General features: G+C 72.0%; 13 protein-coding genes. 7 read left to right on the top strand and 6 right to left on the bottom strand.

Annotation, left to right across the window (positions count from 1 at the left end; all coding sequences use genetic code 11):
* The first annotated feature begins 105 nt into the window (after window positions 1-105).
* Window positions 106-3,966: a hypothetical protein gene (locus WMF22_RS28775; protein ID WP_438031852.1), complete on the top strand. Its 3,861-nt coding sequence runs from the start codon at window positions 106-108 to the stop codon at window positions 3,964-3,966.
* A complete protein-coding gene (locus WMF22_RS28770) occupies window positions 3,966-5,468 on the top strand; it encodes an OmpP1/FadL family transporter (protein WP_438031851.1) in 1,503 nt (500 codons plus the stop codon). Before WMF22_RS28775 ends, WMF22_RS28770 begins: the two co-directional genes overlap by 1 nt.
* On the opposite strand, the gene WMF22_RS28765 is transcribed toward WMF22_RS28770, so the two are convergent.
* The 3 genes from WMF22_RS28765 to WMF22_RS28755 form a co-directional block, all read right to left on the bottom strand.
* Window positions 5,434-5,934 carry a host attachment protein gene (locus WMF22_RS28765; protein WP_437293209.1) on the bottom strand — a complete coding sequence of 167 codons (501 nt, stop codon included), beginning with the start codon at window positions 5,932-5,934 and terminating at the stop codon, window positions 5,434-5,436. The genes WMF22_RS28770 and WMF22_RS28765 overlap by 35 nt on opposite strands.
* Before the next feature lie 270 nt (window positions 5,935-6,204).
* Window positions 6,205-7,167: a prolyl aminopeptidase gene (pip, locus tag WMF22_RS28760; protein ID WP_437293208.1), complete on the bottom strand. Its 963-nt coding sequence runs from the start codon at window positions 7,165-7,167 to the stop codon at window positions 6,205-6,207.
* A 158-nt stretch (window positions 7,168-7,325) separates the two neighbouring features.
* Complete coding sequence (locus WMF22_RS28755) at window positions 7,326-9,170, bottom strand: AMP-dependent synthetase/ligase (RefSeq protein WP_438031850.1); 1,845 nt, start codon at window positions 9,168-9,170, stop codon at window positions 7,326-7,328.
* Window positions 9,171-9,470: 300 nt separating this feature from the next.
* Between WMF22_RS28755 and miaB the strand changes: the two genes are divergently transcribed.
* The 4 genes from miaB (at window position 9,471) to WMF22_RS28735 (ending at window position 13,290) form a co-directional block, all read left to right on the top strand.
* Window positions 9,471-10,967 (top strand): tRNA (N6-isopentenyl adenosine(37)-C2)-methylthiotransferase MiaB, encoded by a 1,497-nt coding sequence (gene miaB, locus WMF22_RS28750; RefSeq protein ID WP_438031849.1) that lies wholly within the window; start codon window positions 9,471-9,473, stop codon window positions 10,965-10,967.
* 1 nt (window position 10,968) lies between these two features.
* Window positions 10,969-11,553: a gamma carbonic anhydrase family protein gene (locus tag WMF22_RS28745; RefSeq protein WP_437293205.1), complete on the top strand. Its 585-nt coding sequence runs from the start codon at window positions 10,969-10,971 to the stop codon at window positions 11,551-11,553.
* The gene (gene thiS, locus WMF22_RS28740) at window positions 11,550-11,750 is read left to right on the top strand and encodes a sulfur carrier protein ThiS (protein WP_438031848.1); all 201 of its coding nucleotides are present in this window, start codon (window positions 11,550-11,552) and stop codon (window positions 11,748-11,750) included. The genes WMF22_RS28745 and thiS overlap by 4 nt, the downstream gene beginning before the upstream one ends.
* Before the next feature lie 100 nt (window positions 11,751-11,850).
* The gene (locus tag WMF22_RS28735; RefSeq protein WP_437293203.1) at window positions 11,851-13,290 is read left to right on the top strand and encodes a VanW family protein; all 1,440 of its coding nucleotides are present in this window, start codon (window positions 11,851-11,853) and stop codon (window positions 13,288-13,290) included.
* Window positions 13,291-13,387: 97 nt separating this feature from the next.
* Here WMF22_RS28735 and phhA read toward each other — a convergent pair whose 3' ends face one another.
* From phhA to WMF22_RS28720, 3 genes are all read right to left on the bottom strand, one after another.
* Window positions 13,388-14,254, bottom strand: a complete 867-nt coding sequence (phhA, locus tag WMF22_RS28730) for a phenylalanine 4-monooxygenase (RefSeq protein WP_438031847.1) — start codon at window positions 14,252-14,254, stop codon at window positions 13,388-13,390.
* A gap of 494 nt (window positions 14,255-14,748) precedes the next feature.
* On the bottom strand, window positions 14,749-15,711 hold the full coding sequence (locus WMF22_RS28725; protein WP_437293201.1) for an MBL fold metallo-hydrolase: 963 nt from the start codon (window positions 15,709-15,711) through the stop codon (window positions 14,749-14,751).
* Window positions 15,712-15,874: 163 nt separating this feature from the next.
* Window positions 15,875-16,846: an aldo/keto reductase gene (locus WMF22_RS28720; protein WP_437293200.1), complete on the bottom strand. Its 972-nt coding sequence runs from the start codon at window positions 16,844-16,846 to the stop codon at window positions 15,875-15,877.
* Window positions 16,847-17,113: 267 nt separating this feature from the next.
* Between WMF22_RS28720 and WMF22_RS28715 the strand changes: the two genes are divergently transcribed.
* A complete protein-coding gene (locus tag WMF22_RS28715) occupies window positions 17,114-17,683 on the top strand; it encodes a hypothetical protein (RefSeq protein ID WP_437293199.1) in 570 nt (189 codons plus the stop codon).
* The last annotated feature ends 51 nt before the right edge of the window (window positions 17,684-17,734 follow it).

Below are 17,734 nucleotides of genomic sequence, written 5' to 3'. Positions count from 1 at the left end.
ACACGCGCTCCGGCGTCGCCCACCTGACACCCGCAGGGGCGCCAAGCCCCTACGCACCTGGAGTGGAATAGTCTACCCTGGAGGCAACTGGGGGAGGTTGTCGTCATGCGCAGGCGCGCGCTGGGTTCCTCGGCCGCTGTCGTACTCCGGCTGGTCGCGCTCATCGCGGCCGGCGGGGCGATCGCCTCGTGTCACGAGCCGCTCGACACGACGCGGGTGGCGCCTCCCAAGGTCACGGAGGGCGGCGGGCTGGGCGACGACGTCTTCGGCATGCTCTGCGACCGCGTGGGCGCGTCGAGCCTCCACGAGGACCACACGGGCGCCTCGTACCAGCGCGTCTGTCACTACGACCGCGAGGGCCGGTACGAGGACGAGGTCGACGTCTCGCTGCTCCCGCCGGTCTCGGGCGAGCGGGCGGAGCAGGCGCGCAGGCTGGGCGTGGCCAAGGTCGAGGCCATGGCGCGGTGGCGCAACGCCCTCGTGGACGCCGTCAACGCCGCGGTGCCGGACATCGAGATCGACAACGTCGCGCCCGGCGAGGGGGGCGGCAAGATCCGGCTGCACGATGCCGTCCTGAGCCTCTCGCAGACCCTCGCGCCGCTCTACGAGACGAACCCGTTCGACGCGGCGGGGCCGGCGGTCCTGCCCGCGTCGACCCGGGGGATCGCCCGGCTCCTCGACGCGCTCATCCACGGCGGCGAGGAGAGCGCGCGGCCGGAGGAAGAGGAGGGCGACAAGAAGAGGCAGCGGGAGCGGGCGCCGATCGCCTGCGACAGGGCAGAGGGGCGGGAAACGCCCGTCTGTGCGCTCGCGAGCATCTGGGGGCGCCAGGGCTATCGCCCGGCGGAGGTGGGGCTCGGCATCGCGGGCGCGGCGCTCGCGTACCCGGGGCTGCGCCCGATGACCGTGGCGGCGCTCGACGTGCTCGGCCCCGGCGGCCCGGGGGCGCCCGCGCTCCAGGCGCTGCTCGCCGCCGGCGAGCAGGAGCTGGCCGCGCTGTCGCTGCCGGAGCGGGCCCCGCTCGCGATCGACGCCGCCACCGCGCAGCCGAGCCGCCCGCGCACGACCCTGGAGCTCGCGCAGGCGGCGCTGCTCGCGGAGCACCCCGAGCTCGCCGCGCCGCCGTCGATCTTCATCGCCCGCCGCGATGGGCGCGGGTGGGTCCTCCCCCAGGGCGACGGGGTCCCCGCGCCGTTCGCCGACGCGGACGGCGACGGCCTCGCCGACGTCGACGCGTCCGGCAGGTTCGTGGACCGGACCGGCGCGCCGCTCGCGATCGAACCGCCGTTCGCCATCCCCGGCGTCACCGAGCCGCCGCGGGACCCGTTCGGGGGCCTCGCGCCGGAGCTCTACGCCTACGTCGACACCTCCCGCACCGTCCTCGGCGCGGCGCTGCGGTCGATCGTGCCGCTCGTCGACGGGACCCGGTACGCGGGCAAGGGCGATCCGGAGCCGTGGAAGACCGAGCACGAAGGGCTCATGTACGCGCTCTCCGGCGCGTACCTGCTCTTCGGCGACCGCGAGGAGGCCCGCTACGACGTCCGCCGCGGCAGGATCGTGCCGGCGGACGAGCGGTGCGACGGCTGCCTGTCGTACCGCCGCTTCCGCGGCGAGGACTCGCCGCTCGCCGACCTCGCGCACGCGGTCGGCCAGGTGCTCGCCGACAAGGACTCGGACGTCCTCCTGCTCACGCTCATCGATCTGCTCGAGAACCGCGAGGCGGAGCTCGCGCGCGTGACCGCCGCGGCGCTGCGGATCCGGGGCGTCGCCCGCGAGCACGACCGGCTGGCCGCCCAGGGCAAGGAGGCCTCCGCGCGGATCGACGACGAGGCGCCGCTCTGGGACGAGCTCGCGGCCGTGCTCGGCGGGGCCGTGGAGCACCCGGGGCTCGTGGCGCGCTTGATCGAGGCGATCGCGGGCGGCGCGCTCCTCACCCCGCACGGCGGCGCGCGGCACGCGGGCGACGCGATCGCGGCGATGCTCACGACCCGCGACAAGTACGCGTACAACCCGTCGGACCTGAACGGCCCGGCCATCAACCTCACGGTCGGGGCGCCGTCGACGGCGGCCCCGAAGACGCCGGTCGACCCGAAGAAGCCGAGGGGCGGCGACAACCGCTCGGGCATGGAGCGGCTGATGCAGCTCATGCACGACACCGCCGGCGTCAGGCAGTGCAACAAGGAGGGCGCCGTGGTGAGCGCCTTCGAGGTCACGGTGCCCTTCGTCGAGTTCGCCGAGTGCGAGCTGTTCCAGATCGACGACCTGGCGGCCTTCTACCTCGACTCGCTCCTCCCCGACGGGGACCCGAAGCGGGCCGAGCTCGAGGTGAAGCCCTCGGCCCTGGCGCTGCTCGTGACCGACTCGGTGCTCGTGGACTCCAGCGGCATCGGCGGCCTGACGAGCCGCCCCACGCCGGCCGCGCTCAGCCGGCTCATCTACTTCGGGGCGGACTCGGACAGGTTCCCGGGGCTGCCGGACCTGGATCCCTTCCGGGCCGGCGCGAACCTGGCGACGAACCTGTTCATCTCGGGGACGCTCGAGCCGGCCGGCACGATCCATTGCCCCAGGAACGCGCTCGGCGTGAACGAGTGCAGCTCCCCGGAGAACCTGATCCGGGTGCGCCACCCGGGGACGACCTACCTCCTGGAGCAGCTCGGGCTCGCCGCGTACCTGGGCCCCATCGTGAAGGCGTTCGCCGACGTCGACCCCGGCACCACCGGCGAGGCGATCCTGACCGATCTCTTCAGCACGGCGTACCGTCACTGGCCGGGCAAGGAGCACGGGCCGGAGTGCATCAAGGCCGGCTCGCCCGAGACCAACACCGCGTACTGCTCGGAGGCAGGGGTCAACAGCTACGAGCCGCTCCTGGCCGACGCGCTCCGGGCCGAGGACGTCCTGGCGTCGTCGGTGGCGTTCGCCCGGATGGCGCGCGACACGTCCGTGACCGCGCGGCGCGGCCCCGCGGCCGATCGGCCGCTGACGAAGGCCCAGGTCATCGAGAAGCTCGCGCGCATCCTCTTCAGCACCCGCTACGCGGCCGGCGTGGGCATGGTCGACCGCTGGGGGAAGAAAAAGGCCACGTGGGTGAACGGTCGGGTCCAGGACCAGCTCACCGTGTTCACCCTCCTCGCCGGCGCTCTGAGCGGCATCGACGCGCGCTTCGCGCAGCGCAACGCGCCCGACGCCGCCGAGCGAGAGGGCCAGTGGAAGCGCGGCGTGGACGAGCTCGTCGATGCGCTGCTCGCGGTCGAGGGGTCGGGGCCCGAGGCCCGGTTCAAGAACCGCGCGCTCCCGAGGATGGGCGCCCTCGTCCTGCGCGTCCTCCGCGAGCAGCTGAACGCCCGCTGCCCCGATCGCGAGGCGACGGGGCGGTGCGCCTGGGCGCAGAAGGAGCTCGGCGCCACGGTGAGCGACCTCCTGAGCCACCCGCTGTTCGCCGCCGCCGTCGACGTGATGGAGGCCGTCCGCGCCCACGAGCCGGCGCGGCGGGAGATCGAGCGGTTCCTCACCTACCTGCTCGACGCGGACGCAGCCGGCGCCCCGTTCCAGGCGCTGCCGACGACGCTCGCCGACGGCCTCCAGCTCCTCGCCGACGACGACGCCTTGCGCCGGATCCTGAAGGCCGCGTCGACCGCGCTGACCCCGGCGGGGGGCGCCGGCGGGCCGGGCGCGGCCGACGCGGGGCTCAAGGCCCTGAAGGCGCTCAACGACGATCGCTACGACAGGTACCGCGCGATGGAGCGCGTGCTCCCGGCGCTCGTGACGCCGATGGCGGACGGCCGAGCGCCGCTCGACGTGTTCCTCGACGCGTTCGCGGACGTGAACCGCATCGAGGCCGGGAGCGGCGCGCCGCTGACGGCGGAGGACTACCGGCAGCTCCTTGTCTCGGCCAGGGACTTCCTGACGGACGAGACCCGCGGGCTCGAGCAGATCTACGCCATCGTCAAGAACCGGCCGCACGAGTGATGCACGTGCAAACGCCCACGATCCGCGCCGTGCTCTCCGTGGCGTCCGCCGCGGGGGCGCTCCTCCTGCCCGCGGGCGACGCCGGCGCCGCCGGGCTGTACTTCACCGACCGCGGCGTCCGCCCGTCGTCCCGCGGCGGGGCGTACATCGCCGGCGGCGACGATCTCGGGGCGATCGCCTACAACCCCGCGGGCGTCTACGAGGCCGGCACCCAGGTCCTGTTCGACGTCGGGCTCTTCGAGTGGCGCAGCCGGCACACGCGCCAGGCGATCGTACGGCAGGTCGACCCGAACACCGGCGAGCCGACGGGCGCGAGCTTCGTGCAGACGATGGATCCGGTGACCGGCAGCGCGCCGGTGCTGCCGATCCCCACGCTGGCGGCGTCGTTCAAGGTCGATCCGCGGTGGGTCGTCTGGGGCGGGGTGTGGGCGCCGTACGCGGCCCTCTCCAGCTACCCGGAGCAGGTGGACGGCATGCCGGCGCCCCAGCGCTACGCGCTGCTCACGCTCGAGGGCTCCGCGCTCGCCCTCGTGGGGGTCGGGGCGGCGTACGCGCCGTCGCCCGAATGGCGCTTCGGCGCAGGGCTCGGCGCGCTGGTCGGCGCGTTCAACAGCCGGATGGTTGTCTCCGGGTGCCTCCCGGAGCGGATGTTCTGCGCGCCCGAAGATCCGGAGTGGGACATCCATTCCGAGCTCAGCGTCGCGCCCATCGTGGCGCCCACGGGCCAGCTCGGGGCGCTCTTCGTCCCGACGCCGCGCTGGCGCGTCGGCCTGGCCTTTCAGCTGCCCATCTGGGTGCGCGCGCCCGCCAAATTCAGGGCGCGGCTCCCGGCGGCGCCCGTCTTCGAGCGCGCCGTCCAGGAGGGCGAGGACGCCGACGTCGCGTTCGACCTGCCGTGGGTCCTCCGCGCCGGCGTGGAGGCGCGGGTCGTGGACGACCTGCGCGTGGAGCTCGGGCTCGGCGTCGAGGGCTGGGGCATGCACGACGACATCCTCGTCGAGCCCGACGGCGTGGTGCTCCGGAACGTCGCCGGCTTCCCGGAAGAGTTCCGCGTGCCAGCCGTCTCGTTCCCGCGGCGCTTCGAGAGCTCGCTCTCGGCGAGGCTCGGGGGCGAGTATTCGTTCGATCTCGCGGGCGCGCGGTGGGATCTGCGCGCCGGCGTGAGCCTCGAGCAGAGCGCCGTCCCGCCCGAGTACCTGTCGGTCCTCACGATCGACGCGACGAAGCTGACGACGGCGGCCGGCCTCGGCGTCCACCTCGGCCGGTGGCGCCTCGACGCGAGCTACGCGCACGCCTTCGCCGCGGACGTGAGGGTCGATCCGAGGGAAGCGCGGCTCCCGCAGGTGAGCCCGGTGCGGGCCAATCCGCCGGAGAGCCCGAACACCATCAATGGCGGCGCCTACAGCGCCCGGGCGAACGTCGTCGGGCTCGGCGTCGCCTACACGTTCGAGGCAGCCGGGAGCGACCCTATCCGGCCCGCAGCTCGCGCAGCCGCTCCGTGAGCCGGGGGCCGTCCAGCCAGCTCAGGTCCTTGTCCACGCTCGTCTCGATGTGGTTACTGACCTGCTTGCTCACCGTGCCGCGGAGCAGGCCGAGGAAGTGCGGCGGCGCGACGAGCACCAGCGTCTCGTAGGCGTGCTCGTTCAGCCCCTTCTCCAGCACCTCCGCGAGCTCCTGGGCGAACTTCTGCTTCTCGACCTCCTTGGGATCGGTGTCGGGGGCGGCGCCGGGACGGCCGAGGTACTGACCCCCCGGGCCGCCGCCAGGGCTGCCGTTACCGCCGGAGGTGCCGTTCGGCTTGCGGCCGTGCGCGTCGGCCATCAGATCCCGCACGCGCGCCCGGCTCTCGTCATGGTTGTAGGACTCGAGCAGGGTAAAGCCCTTGCCAGCAGGCTCTTCACGATAGAGCTGGGCACGGCTTGCGTCGGAGACCAGGATCCATGTCTTCCGTGCTGCCTTCTTTGCCATAAGCCTCCACGGGGGAATCAACCCTTCCCTCGGTTTACGTTAAAGACCGACCCCACGCGGCGCAAGCGGCCGGAGGGCCGAGTCCGGCGTAATTCACCCGGATCGCACCCCGAGCGGCGGGCTCCAGCAGACTCGACAACCTGCGCGCGGCCTGAATTCGTGGAGAGCGAGAGGGGGCGATCGGCGCTCGGGAGGTGGTTGACCGCGAAATACGGTGTTTGGTGTACCGGGCGTATCCACCGAGCTCGGCCGCGCCGCCGCGGCCGCGCGTCAACGGAACCGGTCGGTCGCCTCGACCAGCTCGTGCAGGATGCCCGGCTCCATCGCCGAGTGCCCCGCGTCGGCCACGATGCGCAGATCGGACTCGGGGAACGCGCGGTGGAGCGCCCACGCGCTCTCCGGCGGACAGACGACATCGTAGCGGCCCTGCACGATGACGGTCGGGATATGGCGGATCCGCTGCACGTCGTCGAGCAGCTGCGTCTCCGTCGTGAAGAACCCCTTGTTCATGAAATAGTGGCACTCGATCCGGGCGAACGCGAGGGCGAACTCATCACCTGACGTCTTCGCGACGAGCTCATGGTTCGTGAACAGGCAGCTCGTCCGCCCCTCCCAGACGCTCCACGCGCGCGCCGCCCGCTGCTGCAACCCGGGGTCCGGGCTCGTGAGGCGCCGGTGGTACGCCGTGAGCAGGTCGCCCCGCTCGGGCTCGGGGATGAACGCGAGGTACTCCTCCCACGCGTCGGGGAAGATGGCGCTCGCGCCCCGCTGATAGAACCAGTCGAGCTCCTGCTTCCGCAGGAGGAAGATGCCGCGCAGCACGAGCTCCGTCACCCGCTCCGGGTGCCGCTCGGCGTAGGCCAGCGACAGCGTGCTCCCCCACGAGCCGCCGAACACCTGCCAGCGCTCGATCCCGAGGTGCTCGCGGAGCTTCTCCATGTCCTCGACGAGGTGCCAGGTGGTGTTCTCCGAAAGGCACGCGTGCGGCGTGCTCCTGCCGCAGCCCCGCTGGTCGAAGAGCACGATCCGGTAGGCGGCCGGGTCGAAGAAGCGCCGCTGCTTCGGCTCCGTGCCGCCCCCGGGGCCGCCGTGCACGAAGACCACCGGCTTGCCGCGCGGATTGCCCGACTCCTCGAAATAGATCTCGTGAAGATCGGAGACGCGCAGCCTCCCGGCGCGGTACGGCTCGATCTCGGGATACAGCGTTCGCCTCTGGGTGCCTGTTGTCGTCATGCCGCTCCCGTTCGTCGGTCGACGCCGCGCGCCGGCGCGCCGGCGCGCCCAGCGTACGCGAAGGCGCGCCGGGAGGGGAGAGGGAGGACGTGGACGGGGGGACGGCTGGTGGCGGCGGGGGAGCGGCGAGGGATCGCCGGCAGGGAGGCGCGGGAGGCTCAGCCGGGCTGCGCGGCGTCGCGCGCCGTGGTCTTCTCCGCGCCGCCCGCGCCGCCGTAGAGCGCCTCGAGCGCGGGCCCGTATTTCTGGAGCGCCACGCGCCGCTTCAGCTTCAGGGTCGGCGTGAGCATCCCGTTCTCCGCCGTGAAATCCTCGGCCGCGAGGGTGATCTGCTTGATCTTCTCGAAGGACTTGAAATCGGACGCGTAACTGTCGACCTCCGCCTTCACGTGCGCGACCACCCGCGGGTGCTTCAGCATCGCCTCCGTCGACTCGAACGAGAGCCCCTCGGCCCGCGCCCATTCCGTGAGCGCCGTCATCTCGGGCGCGATCACCGCCACGTTGAAGGGGCGGTTGTCGCCGTAGATCATCGCGCCGTTGATCAGCGGAGACAGCTTGATCTTCTCCTCGAGCGGGGCCGGCGCGACGTACTTGCCGTTCTCCAGCTTGTACTGCTCCTTGATGCGGCCCGTGACGAAGAGGTAGCCGTCGTCGTCGAGGTAGCCCAGATCGCCTGTGCGGAAGCCGCCATCCTCCGTGAAGACGGCCTTGTTCTCCTCGTCGCGCTTGTAATAGCCCACCATGACGTTCGGGCCGTAGACGACGATCTCTCCCTGCTTCGGGTCGTGGGTCTCCGACCTGTCGATGACGATCTTCACGCCCGGGATCGGCTTGCCCACGCTGCCGAGGCGGCGGGCCCCCGGGTAGTTCACGGTGGCGACGGGCGATGTCTCCGTGAGGCCGTAGCCCTCGTAGACGGTGATGCCGAGCGCGTCGACGAACTCGGCCACCTGATAGGCGAGCGCCGCCCCGCCGCTGACGGCGTACTTCAGCTTGCCGCCGACACTGGCGCGTATCGTCGAGAAGATGACGCGGTCCGCCGCGGCGAGCGTGAGCCGCTCGACGAGGCCGAGGGGCTCGCCCTTCTGCTTCTTCGTCGCGGCGCGCATCCCGGCGCGGAACAGGGCCTGGATGACGGCGGGCTTCCCCGCCATCTTCTTCTGCACGCCCTCGTAGATGCGGTTGAAGATCCGCGGGACGCTCATCAGCACGGTGGGGCGCACCTCGCCGAGGTTCGCGAGGATCTTGTCGACCGACTCGCTCAGCGCCATCGACGCGCCCACCGTGATCATCACGTGGAGCTCGCCGGTGTGGCCGAACGAGTGGGCCCACGGGAGGAACGACAGGCTCCGATCGCCGCCGCCGAAGGGGATGAGATCCAGCACCGCGCAGACGTTGGAGGCGATGTTGCCGTGCGACAGGATCACCCCCTTGGGGTTGCCGGTCGTGCCCGACGTGTAGATGAGGCACGCCGTGTCCTTCGATGTCGGCTGGATGGACGGGGCCGGGCTCGCCTCGCCCGCGGCGAGGAGCTCCTTGTACGAGCTGGTCTTCGCCCCGGGGACGCCGTCCCTCGCCCCGTCGGGGTCGAACAGACAGACAACGTGCTTCAGCGAGGGCGCCTTCTCGGCGAGATCCTTGCATTTGCCGTAGATCTGCGGCGTGGCGACGATCGCGGCCACGGCCTCGCAATCGTTGATGATGAACGCCCACTCGCTCGGGAGCTGCGCCTCGTACATCGGCACGACGGCGACTCCCATGCTGAAGCAGGCGTACGCCGAGACCGCCCACTCGACGCGGTTGTTGGAGATGAGGGCCACCCGATCCCCCCGCTGGACGCCGAGCGACGCCAGGCCACCGCGGAACCGGGCGACGAGCTGCCCGAACTCGGCATACGTGATCCAGTCCCAGCGGCCATCGGTTTTTGTCCCGAACAGCGGCCGGTGGCCATGAAGCTTCAGCGCGCGATCGAGCAGGTCTACCAGGTTCTCCAGTTTCGCCATCGGTCTCCTCCCGAGCCGATTGTTAACATGGTACTGCGCCGCGTCAGTGTCCTTTTGGTGGTGCGTGGCGCCGGCTGTTGTCGCGCCGACGCTGGGGCTGCTGTCGGGCCGAGCCTGGGGCTGCCCAGCGCGCGGCGCTCGGCGCGGGGTCGGGGTGCCCTCGCGGGGGTTGACGATGGGGGGAGCGGGAGCGCTCGCGCGGCGTGCCGGCGTCGATGGCGTCGATGGCGTCGACGGCGGGGCCCCTGGCGCGCGAGGTGGCGGCCTCGGGCCCCTTCTGTTAGAGCGTTCATCGCTTCGATGCCCCGGTATTCCATCACGACGTTCGGCTGCCAGATGAACGTGCACGACTCCGAGCGGATGCACGACGTGCTCCGCTGCGCCGGCTACACGGAGGCCGGCAGCGCCGACGAGGCGGACGTGCTCGTGGTCAACACGTGCAGCGTGCGCGAGAAGGCCGAGCAGAAGCTGCGGAGCGAGGTGGGCCGGCTCGCGCGCTGGAAGCGGGAGCGCGCGGACCGGGTGCTCGTCGTGGCGGGCTGCGTGGCGCAGCAGGAGGGGGAGCGCCTCCTCAAGCAGATGCGCGCGATCGACGTCGTGGTGGGGCCCGACAACATCCCGGAGCTGCCCGGCCTGCTCGGCGACCTCGCGATCGGCGGGCTGCCGATCGCGCGCACGGTGTTCGACCTCGACGCGCCCCGGTTCCTCGTCGCGTCGCCGCCGCCGCCCTCGTCCTCCTCCTCGCCGCGCGCCGCTCCGACGGCGTTCGTGACCGTCATGAAGGGCTGCGACGAGCGCTGCTCGTTCTGCATCGTCCCCCACACCCGCGGGCCGGAGCGGTACCGGCCGAGCGACGAGATCGTCGCCGAGATCGCGGCGCTCGTGGCGGCGGGGACGCGCGAGGTCACGCTGCTCGGCCAGACGGTGAACAGCTACCGCGACCCGCTCGGCGCGCTGCCGCGGGCCCCGGGCGCGAGCGCGGACGACCCGGACGAGAGCGAGTTCGCGGCGCTGCTCCGGCGCGTCGCGGCCGACGTCCCCGGCCTCGCGCGCCTGCGCTACACGAGCCCGCACCCGCGGCACCTCACGCCCTCGCTCGTCCTCGCCCACGCCGAGCTCCCGGTGCTGCCGCGCCACGTGCACATGCCGGTGCAGTCGGGCAGCGATCGGGTCCTCCGGCGGATGATCCGCCGCTACACGCGCGCCGAGTACGTCGCGCGGACGCGGGCGCTCGTGGAGGCGGTCCCGGGCCTGACGCTCTCGACCGACGTCATCGTCGGCTTCCCGGGCGAGACGGAGGACGACTTCGCGGCGACGCTGTCGCTCGTGCGCGAGGTCGGGTTCAAGGGGCTGTTCGGCTTCAAGTACTCGCGCCGGCCGCACACGCCCGCGCTGAAGCTGCCGGACGACGTGCCCGAGGGCGTGAAGGGCGAGCGGCTCGCGCGCCTGTTCGAGGAGAGCGAGGCGCTGCTCGCGGCCCACCTGTCGGCCCTCGTGGGGACGACGCAGGAGGTGCTCGTCGAGGGGCGCGACAAGGAGCGCGGTCACGGCGGAGCCGGCGGCGCGCTCTGGTCCGGCCGGACGGGGCGCCACGAGATCGCGCACATCGACGGCGCCGGGGAGCTCGATCTGCTCGGCGAGGTCGTCGAGGTCTCGATCGCGCGGGCGAACAAGCACTCGCTGCAGGCCGAGCTCACCGAGGCGGCGCGCGCCGCGGCCCGGCCGCGGCAGCGGGGCGGCCTTGAGGCGCGGCCCGCCCGGCGCTCGCTGCCGGTGGTCGCCGCCGAGGGCGGCTGAGGTGGCGCTCGTCCTCGACCTCGGCGGGGTGTCCCCGCGGCTCGGGCGCGACGTGTTCCTCGCGCCGAACGCGACGGTGATCGGCGACGTCGAGCTCGGCGACGAGGCGAGCGTGTGGTTCGGCGCGGTGCTGCGCGGGGACATCGGCGCGATCCGCGTCGGCCCGCGGACCAACGTGCAGGATCTCGCGTGCCTGCACCTGACGGGCGGCGTCTCGCAGACGATCGTCGGCGCCGACGTGACGATCGGGCACAGCGCGATCCTGCACGGCTGCCGCGTCGGGGACGGGTGTCTGATCGGGATGGGCAGCATCGTGCTCGACAACGTCGAGATCGGCGAGTGCTCGGTGATCGCGGCGGGCGCGGTGGTGCCGCCGGGGCGGGTGATCCCGCCGCGCTCGATGGTGCGCGGCAACCCGGCCCGGGTGGTGGGCGAGGTGCGGCCGGACCAGGCCGAGCTCGGGAAGCTGGGCGCCGCGGGCTACGTGGAGAACGCGCGGCGCTTCCGGGCGGCGCTCGCCGGGGAGGCCGTCGAGCCGCCGGAGGTCGCGGCGCGCTTGGTGATGCGAGAGGTGAGGAAGCCATGAACATCACGGTGAACGGGGAAGCGCGCGACGTGCCGTCGGCGCTCACGGTGCGGAGGCTCGTCGAGCTGCTCGGGCTGACCGAGGGGCCGGTGGCGGTGGAGCGCAACGGCGAGGTGGTGCCGCGCGCCGAGCACACGGCCGCCGAGCTCGCCGAGGGGGACGTTGTCGAGATCGTCCATTTCGTCGGCGGCGGCTGAGGCCGTTCGGCGCCCTTGGCGCCATGGCGGTTCTTTTCTCTTCTCGACGGTTTAGCGATCTTCCAGGCCGTCCGCGATCCGGCTATCATGGCGAGCTGCCGTGGATACGAGGGCCCTCGTTCTGGTCTTGGCGCTCGGCGGGTCGGCCGGCGTGGGCGCCGCCCTCGCGGTTCGCCACGCGTTGCCGGCCTCTCCGGTGGTCCGCGGCCTCTCGGTCGGCGAGCGCTTCCTGCCGGACGGCGCCGCGCCGGCGGCCTGGCTCGCGGCGCGGCGCGACGTGCTCCGCGAGCGCGTGGTCCGGCTGCGCCACGACGACGTGGAGCTCACCGCCACGCTCGGTGAAACGGGCGTCGAGGTCGACGTCGACGAGACGCTCGCGGCAGCGCAGCGCGTCGGCCACGAGGGGCCCTGGGCGCGGCGGCTCCGCGAGGCCCGGGGGGCGCGGCGCGGCGAGATCGACGTGCCGCTCGCCTGGGCCGTCGACGAGCCGCGGGCGCGGGCGTTCCTAGAGCGGCTCGCTCCGCAGATCTACCGGGCGCCCGTGGACGCGCGGCTCGACCTCGCGAACCGGCGCAAGATCCCGGAGCAGGCCGGCCGGGCGCTCGACGTCGACGCCTCCCTCGCGGCGCTGCGGGCCGGGGAGCACGGCGACGAGGAGCTCATCGAGCTCGCCGTCCGGCAGATCTTGCCGCAGGTCGTCGTCGCCGACCTGGTGAGCGTCGACGTCACCCGGGTCGTCGCGGCCTACGAGACGAAGTTCAAGCACCACGGCAAGGAGGCGGGGCGCGCCCGCAACATCAGGAACGCCGCCTCCAAGATCGACGGCACCATCCTGGCCCCGGGCGATACCTTCTCGTTCAACACCCATGTCGGCCCCCGGACGGCCAAGAACGGGTTCACCATCGCCCCGGAGATCCTAGGGGACGAGACCGTCCCCGGCTACGGCGGGGGGACGTGTCAGGTCTCGAGCACGCTCTACGCCGCGTCGCTCTTCGGCGCGCTCGACACGCCGGATCGCCAGAGCCACTCCCGCCCGAGCGCTTACATCCCCATGGGCCTCGACGCGATGGTGACCTACCCGGAGTCGGACCTGAAGATCAGGAACACGCTCCCGTTCCCGATCATGATCCACGCGTATCTCCCCGAGCCGACGGTGCTCCGCGTCGAGATCCTGGGCGGAGACCCCGTGGCGGAGGTCGAGCACCACGTCTCGGCCGAGCACACCGACGATTTCATCCGGCGCATCTACGTGAAGTCGGAGCTCTCCGAGGGCAAGGTGAAGCGCCACCAGAAGGGCTCGTGCGGATACGACGTGAGGTCCTTCGTCACCGTCCGTTACAAGGACGGCAGGGCCTCGGAGCGCAGCTATTCGAGCGAGTACAGGCCCGCGCCAGAGGTCTTCTGGGTCGCGCCCGACTACGACCCGCAGGCGCTGCCGGCGCTCTCCGAGCACGCGAAGGCCGTGGAAGAGCTCCGCGAGGGGGAGTCCCCCGCCGAGGCCCCCGCTGCGGCGGGGCAGGGCGGCGCCTACTCGATGTGAGCCCGGTCGAGCGCGCCGGCCCCCAAGGGAGGCCGTGACCGCTTCCGCGCCCATCTGCCGTGGGAGCTTGCTCTTCGAGGTCGAATCAGGGGATGCCTTATCCCGCCACCCCCTTCGCGAGCGCATAGGCCTGCGTGCCGCGTGTGTAGATGCGATCCTCCGGCAGCACGTCGGCCGGCGCGATGTCCGTCAGCTGGGCGGCCTGTTCGTAGAGGGGCGCGAAGTCGGTCTCGAGCGTCTGGCGGAGAAGATCCTCGAAGCTGTCGATCAAGAAATAGCTCTGCTGGTAATCGTCGATTCGATAGCAGGTGCGCATCAGCCGCAGCAGATCGAAGCCGAGCCGATTGGGCGAGGGATCGTCGAGCGCAAAGATCGATTCGCCGTGCGAGGAGACGATCCCTGCGCCATAGATGCGCAGGCCCTCTGCGCTCTTCATCAGCCCGAACTCGACCGTGTACCAGTAAAGGCGCGCCAGCCGCTGGATCGCGCCGAGCCCGTTCGCCCGCTGGCCGCCCTGGCCATAGGCCTGCATGTAATCGGCGAAGACGGGGTTCGCCAGCAGGGGGACGTGGCCGAACACGTCGTGGAAGACGTCCGGCTCCTGCAGATAGTCGACCTGCTCGGGCGTGCGGATGAAGTTGCCGGCGACGAAGCGGCGGTTCGCCAGATGTTCGAAGAACACATTGTCGGGAATCAGGCCCGGCACCGCCACCACCTGCCAGCCGGTCGCTTTCATCAGGCGATCGGAGAGCGCGTCGAAGTTCGGGATTCCGCTGTCGCCTAGACGCAACACATCGAGCCCGGCCAGGAACTCGGGCGTGGCGCGGGCCGGGAGCAGCTTGGCCTGCCGATCGAACAGCCGGTCCCACAGCGCGTGCTCGGCCGCGCTGTAGCGCTCCCAACGCTGGGGAATCGTCCAATCCGCTGCCGCGCCTTCGGGCGGGGTGCCGTCTGCATAGCTCATGGTGGGGGAGAATGAAGTCCAGACGCTTCGGGAGACAAGGCATCATAAGAACATGGCGTCCGCAAGGGCAATCCTGCTGGTTCCCGCGCCTGCTGACGGTGGCCGCGCAACCGGACACGTCGGAGGAGCTCCGCCGTCGCCTGGTGAGGGTCGCCACCGTGCTCGCGCGCCTCCAGGCGCTTCGCCCCGCCGCGCGGGCGCCTGCGGCGGCCTGGATCCGCGCTGCGCACGGCGCCTGCACGGTAGGCGGCGCGCCGAACGCCGGCGCGATGGCAAGGACATTGGCTGTCCGCGCGCCCCCGGCGTCGCTTGACCAGGAATCGTCCTCAGGGGAAACTCTGTGTCCATGGCGGCGGGCGGCGCCCCTCTGTGCGCGGCCGAGGCGCCGAGGATCGCCTGCTGCCAGGGACGACGACGGGCGTGATCTTCGCTTAGCTTAACTTCGCTGCTCGCGACGACAGACTCATGATGAGCGTCATCTTCTTCTGGCTCGCTCAACGTGGCCGGCGCGCGAGCTCGGCCATGAGGCCGAAGAGCTCGATCGGGCCCGGCGAGGGGAGCTTCCCGCCGCTGAACTCGCGGTAGAGCGTGTGCACATTGACCACGATGCGCTCGGCGTCGCTCCAGCTCGCGTAGTCGGCGAGCGCGATGTCGCGCGCGGCGTCCGCCGGGGGCATGCCGGCGTCGTAGCGGCGCCGGGCCTCGTCGCGGATGTACACGAGGTAGTCGCGGACCGCGCGCACACCCGCGCGATCCGTGATGGGGCCATGCCCCGGCACGATGACGTCGACGTCGGCCGCGAGGAGGATGTCGCAGGCCTTGAGCCAGTTGCCGACGGGCCCTGCCCACATGATCGGCGTCGCGTCGACGAAGAGGACGTCTCCCGTGTAGATCACCCGGTCCGCCGGCACGTGCACGAGCAGATCGCCCTTCGTGTGCGAGGGGCCCACCTCGATGAGGTGGACCTCCTTGCCCCCGACCGCGACGGTCAGCTCCCCGTCGAACACCCGGGTCGGCGGCGTGGGGGCGATCCCGTCGAAGTCGAAGGCGCCGAAGCAGTGGACGAGGTACTCGCCCAGCGCGCCCGCGGCGCCGCTGCGCGCCTGTCGCATCAGCATGGCCAGCATCGGCGCGGGGACCTCGTCCATCTCGGCGGCGCCGGCGCGCGTGGCGATGAAGGTCGCGCCCTCGACGAGCGCGTTGCCGTAGCAATGGTCGCCGTTCGCGTGGGTGTTCACGACGGTGCCTATCCGCGCCGCGGCGGGGGCCGCCGCGCGCATGGCGTCGAGCATCTCGCGCGTGCGCTTCAGGTCGAAGAGCGTGTCGACGAGCAGGGCCTCGCCGTCCGAGGTGACGAGCCCCGCGTTGCTGAGCCCCCAGGTTCCGGCCGGCTGGAGATAGGCAAAGCAGCCATTGCCGATGTCCTCCAGCCCTCGTTCATACCGCCATCGGCTCATGGCCACTCCCTCGTTCCCGGGCGCCGCCTGGCGCTTCTCCGAGCCTCGAAGGTAGGCCATTCGCTGGCCGCCATGGAATCGAAATCAACCCCCGCGCGCCGCCGTGAGCGCGGGGGCCGGGGGATTGGTCAGGAGGCGGTCGCGGTCGCGGTCGTGGTCGTGGTCACCACGCGTACGCTTCCGGCGCCTCGCCGCCGGGGCCGGGGAACATCGCGTCGAGCCGCCCGAGGTGCTCGGGCGTCAGCGTGATCTCGAGGGCGCGCAGGCTCCCGTCGAGCTGCTCGGCGGTGCGCGGGCCGAGGATGGGCGACGTCACGACCGGGTTCCTGAGCAGCCAGGCCACGGCCACGTCGGCGGGCCGCTCTCCGATCTCGGCGCAGAACGCCTCGTACGCCTCCAGCTTGGCGCGGTTCTTCTCGATGCGCGCCAGCGCGTCGGCCGAGGAGCGCCGGCCCTCGCGCGCCTTCTGGAGGGCGCCGCCGAGCAGCCCGCCGGCGAGCGGGCTCCAGGGCAGGACGCCGAGGCCGAGCGCGCGGCACGCGGGCAGGACCTCCAGCTCGACGGTGCGCGCGTTGAGGTTGTACAGGCTCTGCTCCGAGACGAGGCCGAGGAAGTGCCGCTGCGCGGCGAGGCCGTTCGCCTGCGCGATCTGCCATCCAGCGAAGTTGCTGCTGCCGACATAGAGGACCTTCCCCTCGCGGACGAGCTGCTCCATCGCCTGCCAGATCTCGTCCCAGGGCGTCTCGCGGTCGATGTGGTGCATCTGGTAGAGGTCGATGTGGTCTGTCTGCAGGCGGCGCAGGCTCCCCTCGCAGGCGCGCCGGATGTGATAGGCCGAGAGCCTCTTGTCGTTCGGCCCTTCGCCCATGAGGCCGTAGACCTTCGTGGCGAGCACGATGCGGTCCCGGCGCCCGTCGCCCTGGGCGAGCCAGCGCCCGACGATCTGCTCGGTGATCCCCTCTCCGCGCTTCCGCCCGTAGACGTTGGCCGTGTCGAAGAAGTTGATCCCGTGTCCGAGCGCTCGGTCCATGATGGCGAAGCTGTCGGGCTCGCTGGTCTCCGGGCCGAAGTTCATCGTGCCGAGGCAGAGGGGGCTGACCTTCAGGCCGGTGCGTCCGAGATTGCGGTAGTCCATGGCGCCGGAGGGTAGCAACGCGCTCCGCGGGCCGTCCACACCGCAGGGCTGAACGCGTCGTAGGGTTTCGCCGGAGTCGCGGCGTCATGAGCCGGCCCGGCGGGCGGCGGCGCGCGGCGTGTGGCGCGCGATAGGCGCCGCGCGCCGCGCGCCGCGCTGGAGGCGTTGCCGCGATGTGGCGGCGGCGCGGATCCAGCGCGGAGGGCCGCTTCCTTGATGCGCAACGGTGCTTCACTTATGCTCGCTCGCCGGGGCGAGGAGACGACCATGTGGCAGCAGGAAGACACGGAGATCGCGTACGCCGAGAGCGTCCACGACGAGGCGCGGGGCATGCGCGGCGTCCGGTTCGTCATCGATATCGGGAACATCGACCCGCTCGACGCCGCCGCCATGTGGTGGGATCAGCAGGGCTGCGCGCGGGAGCTCTTCCCCGGGACCGGGTGCGAGATGCAGTCGGGATCGTACCGTGAGCCGCGCTTCGTCGTCCGGATGAGCGTGCCTCTCCCGGGCGTCGGGCATTTCACGCAGACGTTGCGCTTCTCCGCGGAGCGCGTCTCGCCCGAGATCTTCGTCATCGTCGTCGATGCGTTCGAGGAGAACGTGCTGTGGACGCGGGGGCTCGGGACTTACCGCTTCTCGCCGGGCTCGGGCGGCACGACGCTGATCGAGGTGACGAGCCTGCATGCGCCCAAGGTGCCGATCATCGTCCTGAATCAGGCGTCGCTGGCGGCGGCCCGCGCGCACCAGCGGCGCTACCTCTCGGGCCGGCGCCCGACGGACGAGGAGAGAGCGCAGTTCCTGTCGGCGATCGGCGCTGGCCCGCAGGCCGACGCCTGAAGCGCGCCGCTCGTGTCGGCAGCGGCCGGCAGCGGCCCCGCCTTGCCCGCC

The sequence above is a fragment of the Sorangium sp. So ce204 genome (assembly GCF_051526795.1).
Classification (GTDB): Bacteria; Myxococcota_A; Polyangia; order Polyangiales; family Polyangiaceae; genus Sorangium; species Sorangium cellulosum_B.
This window is presented reverse-complemented; position numbering and strand designations above follow the sequence as displayed.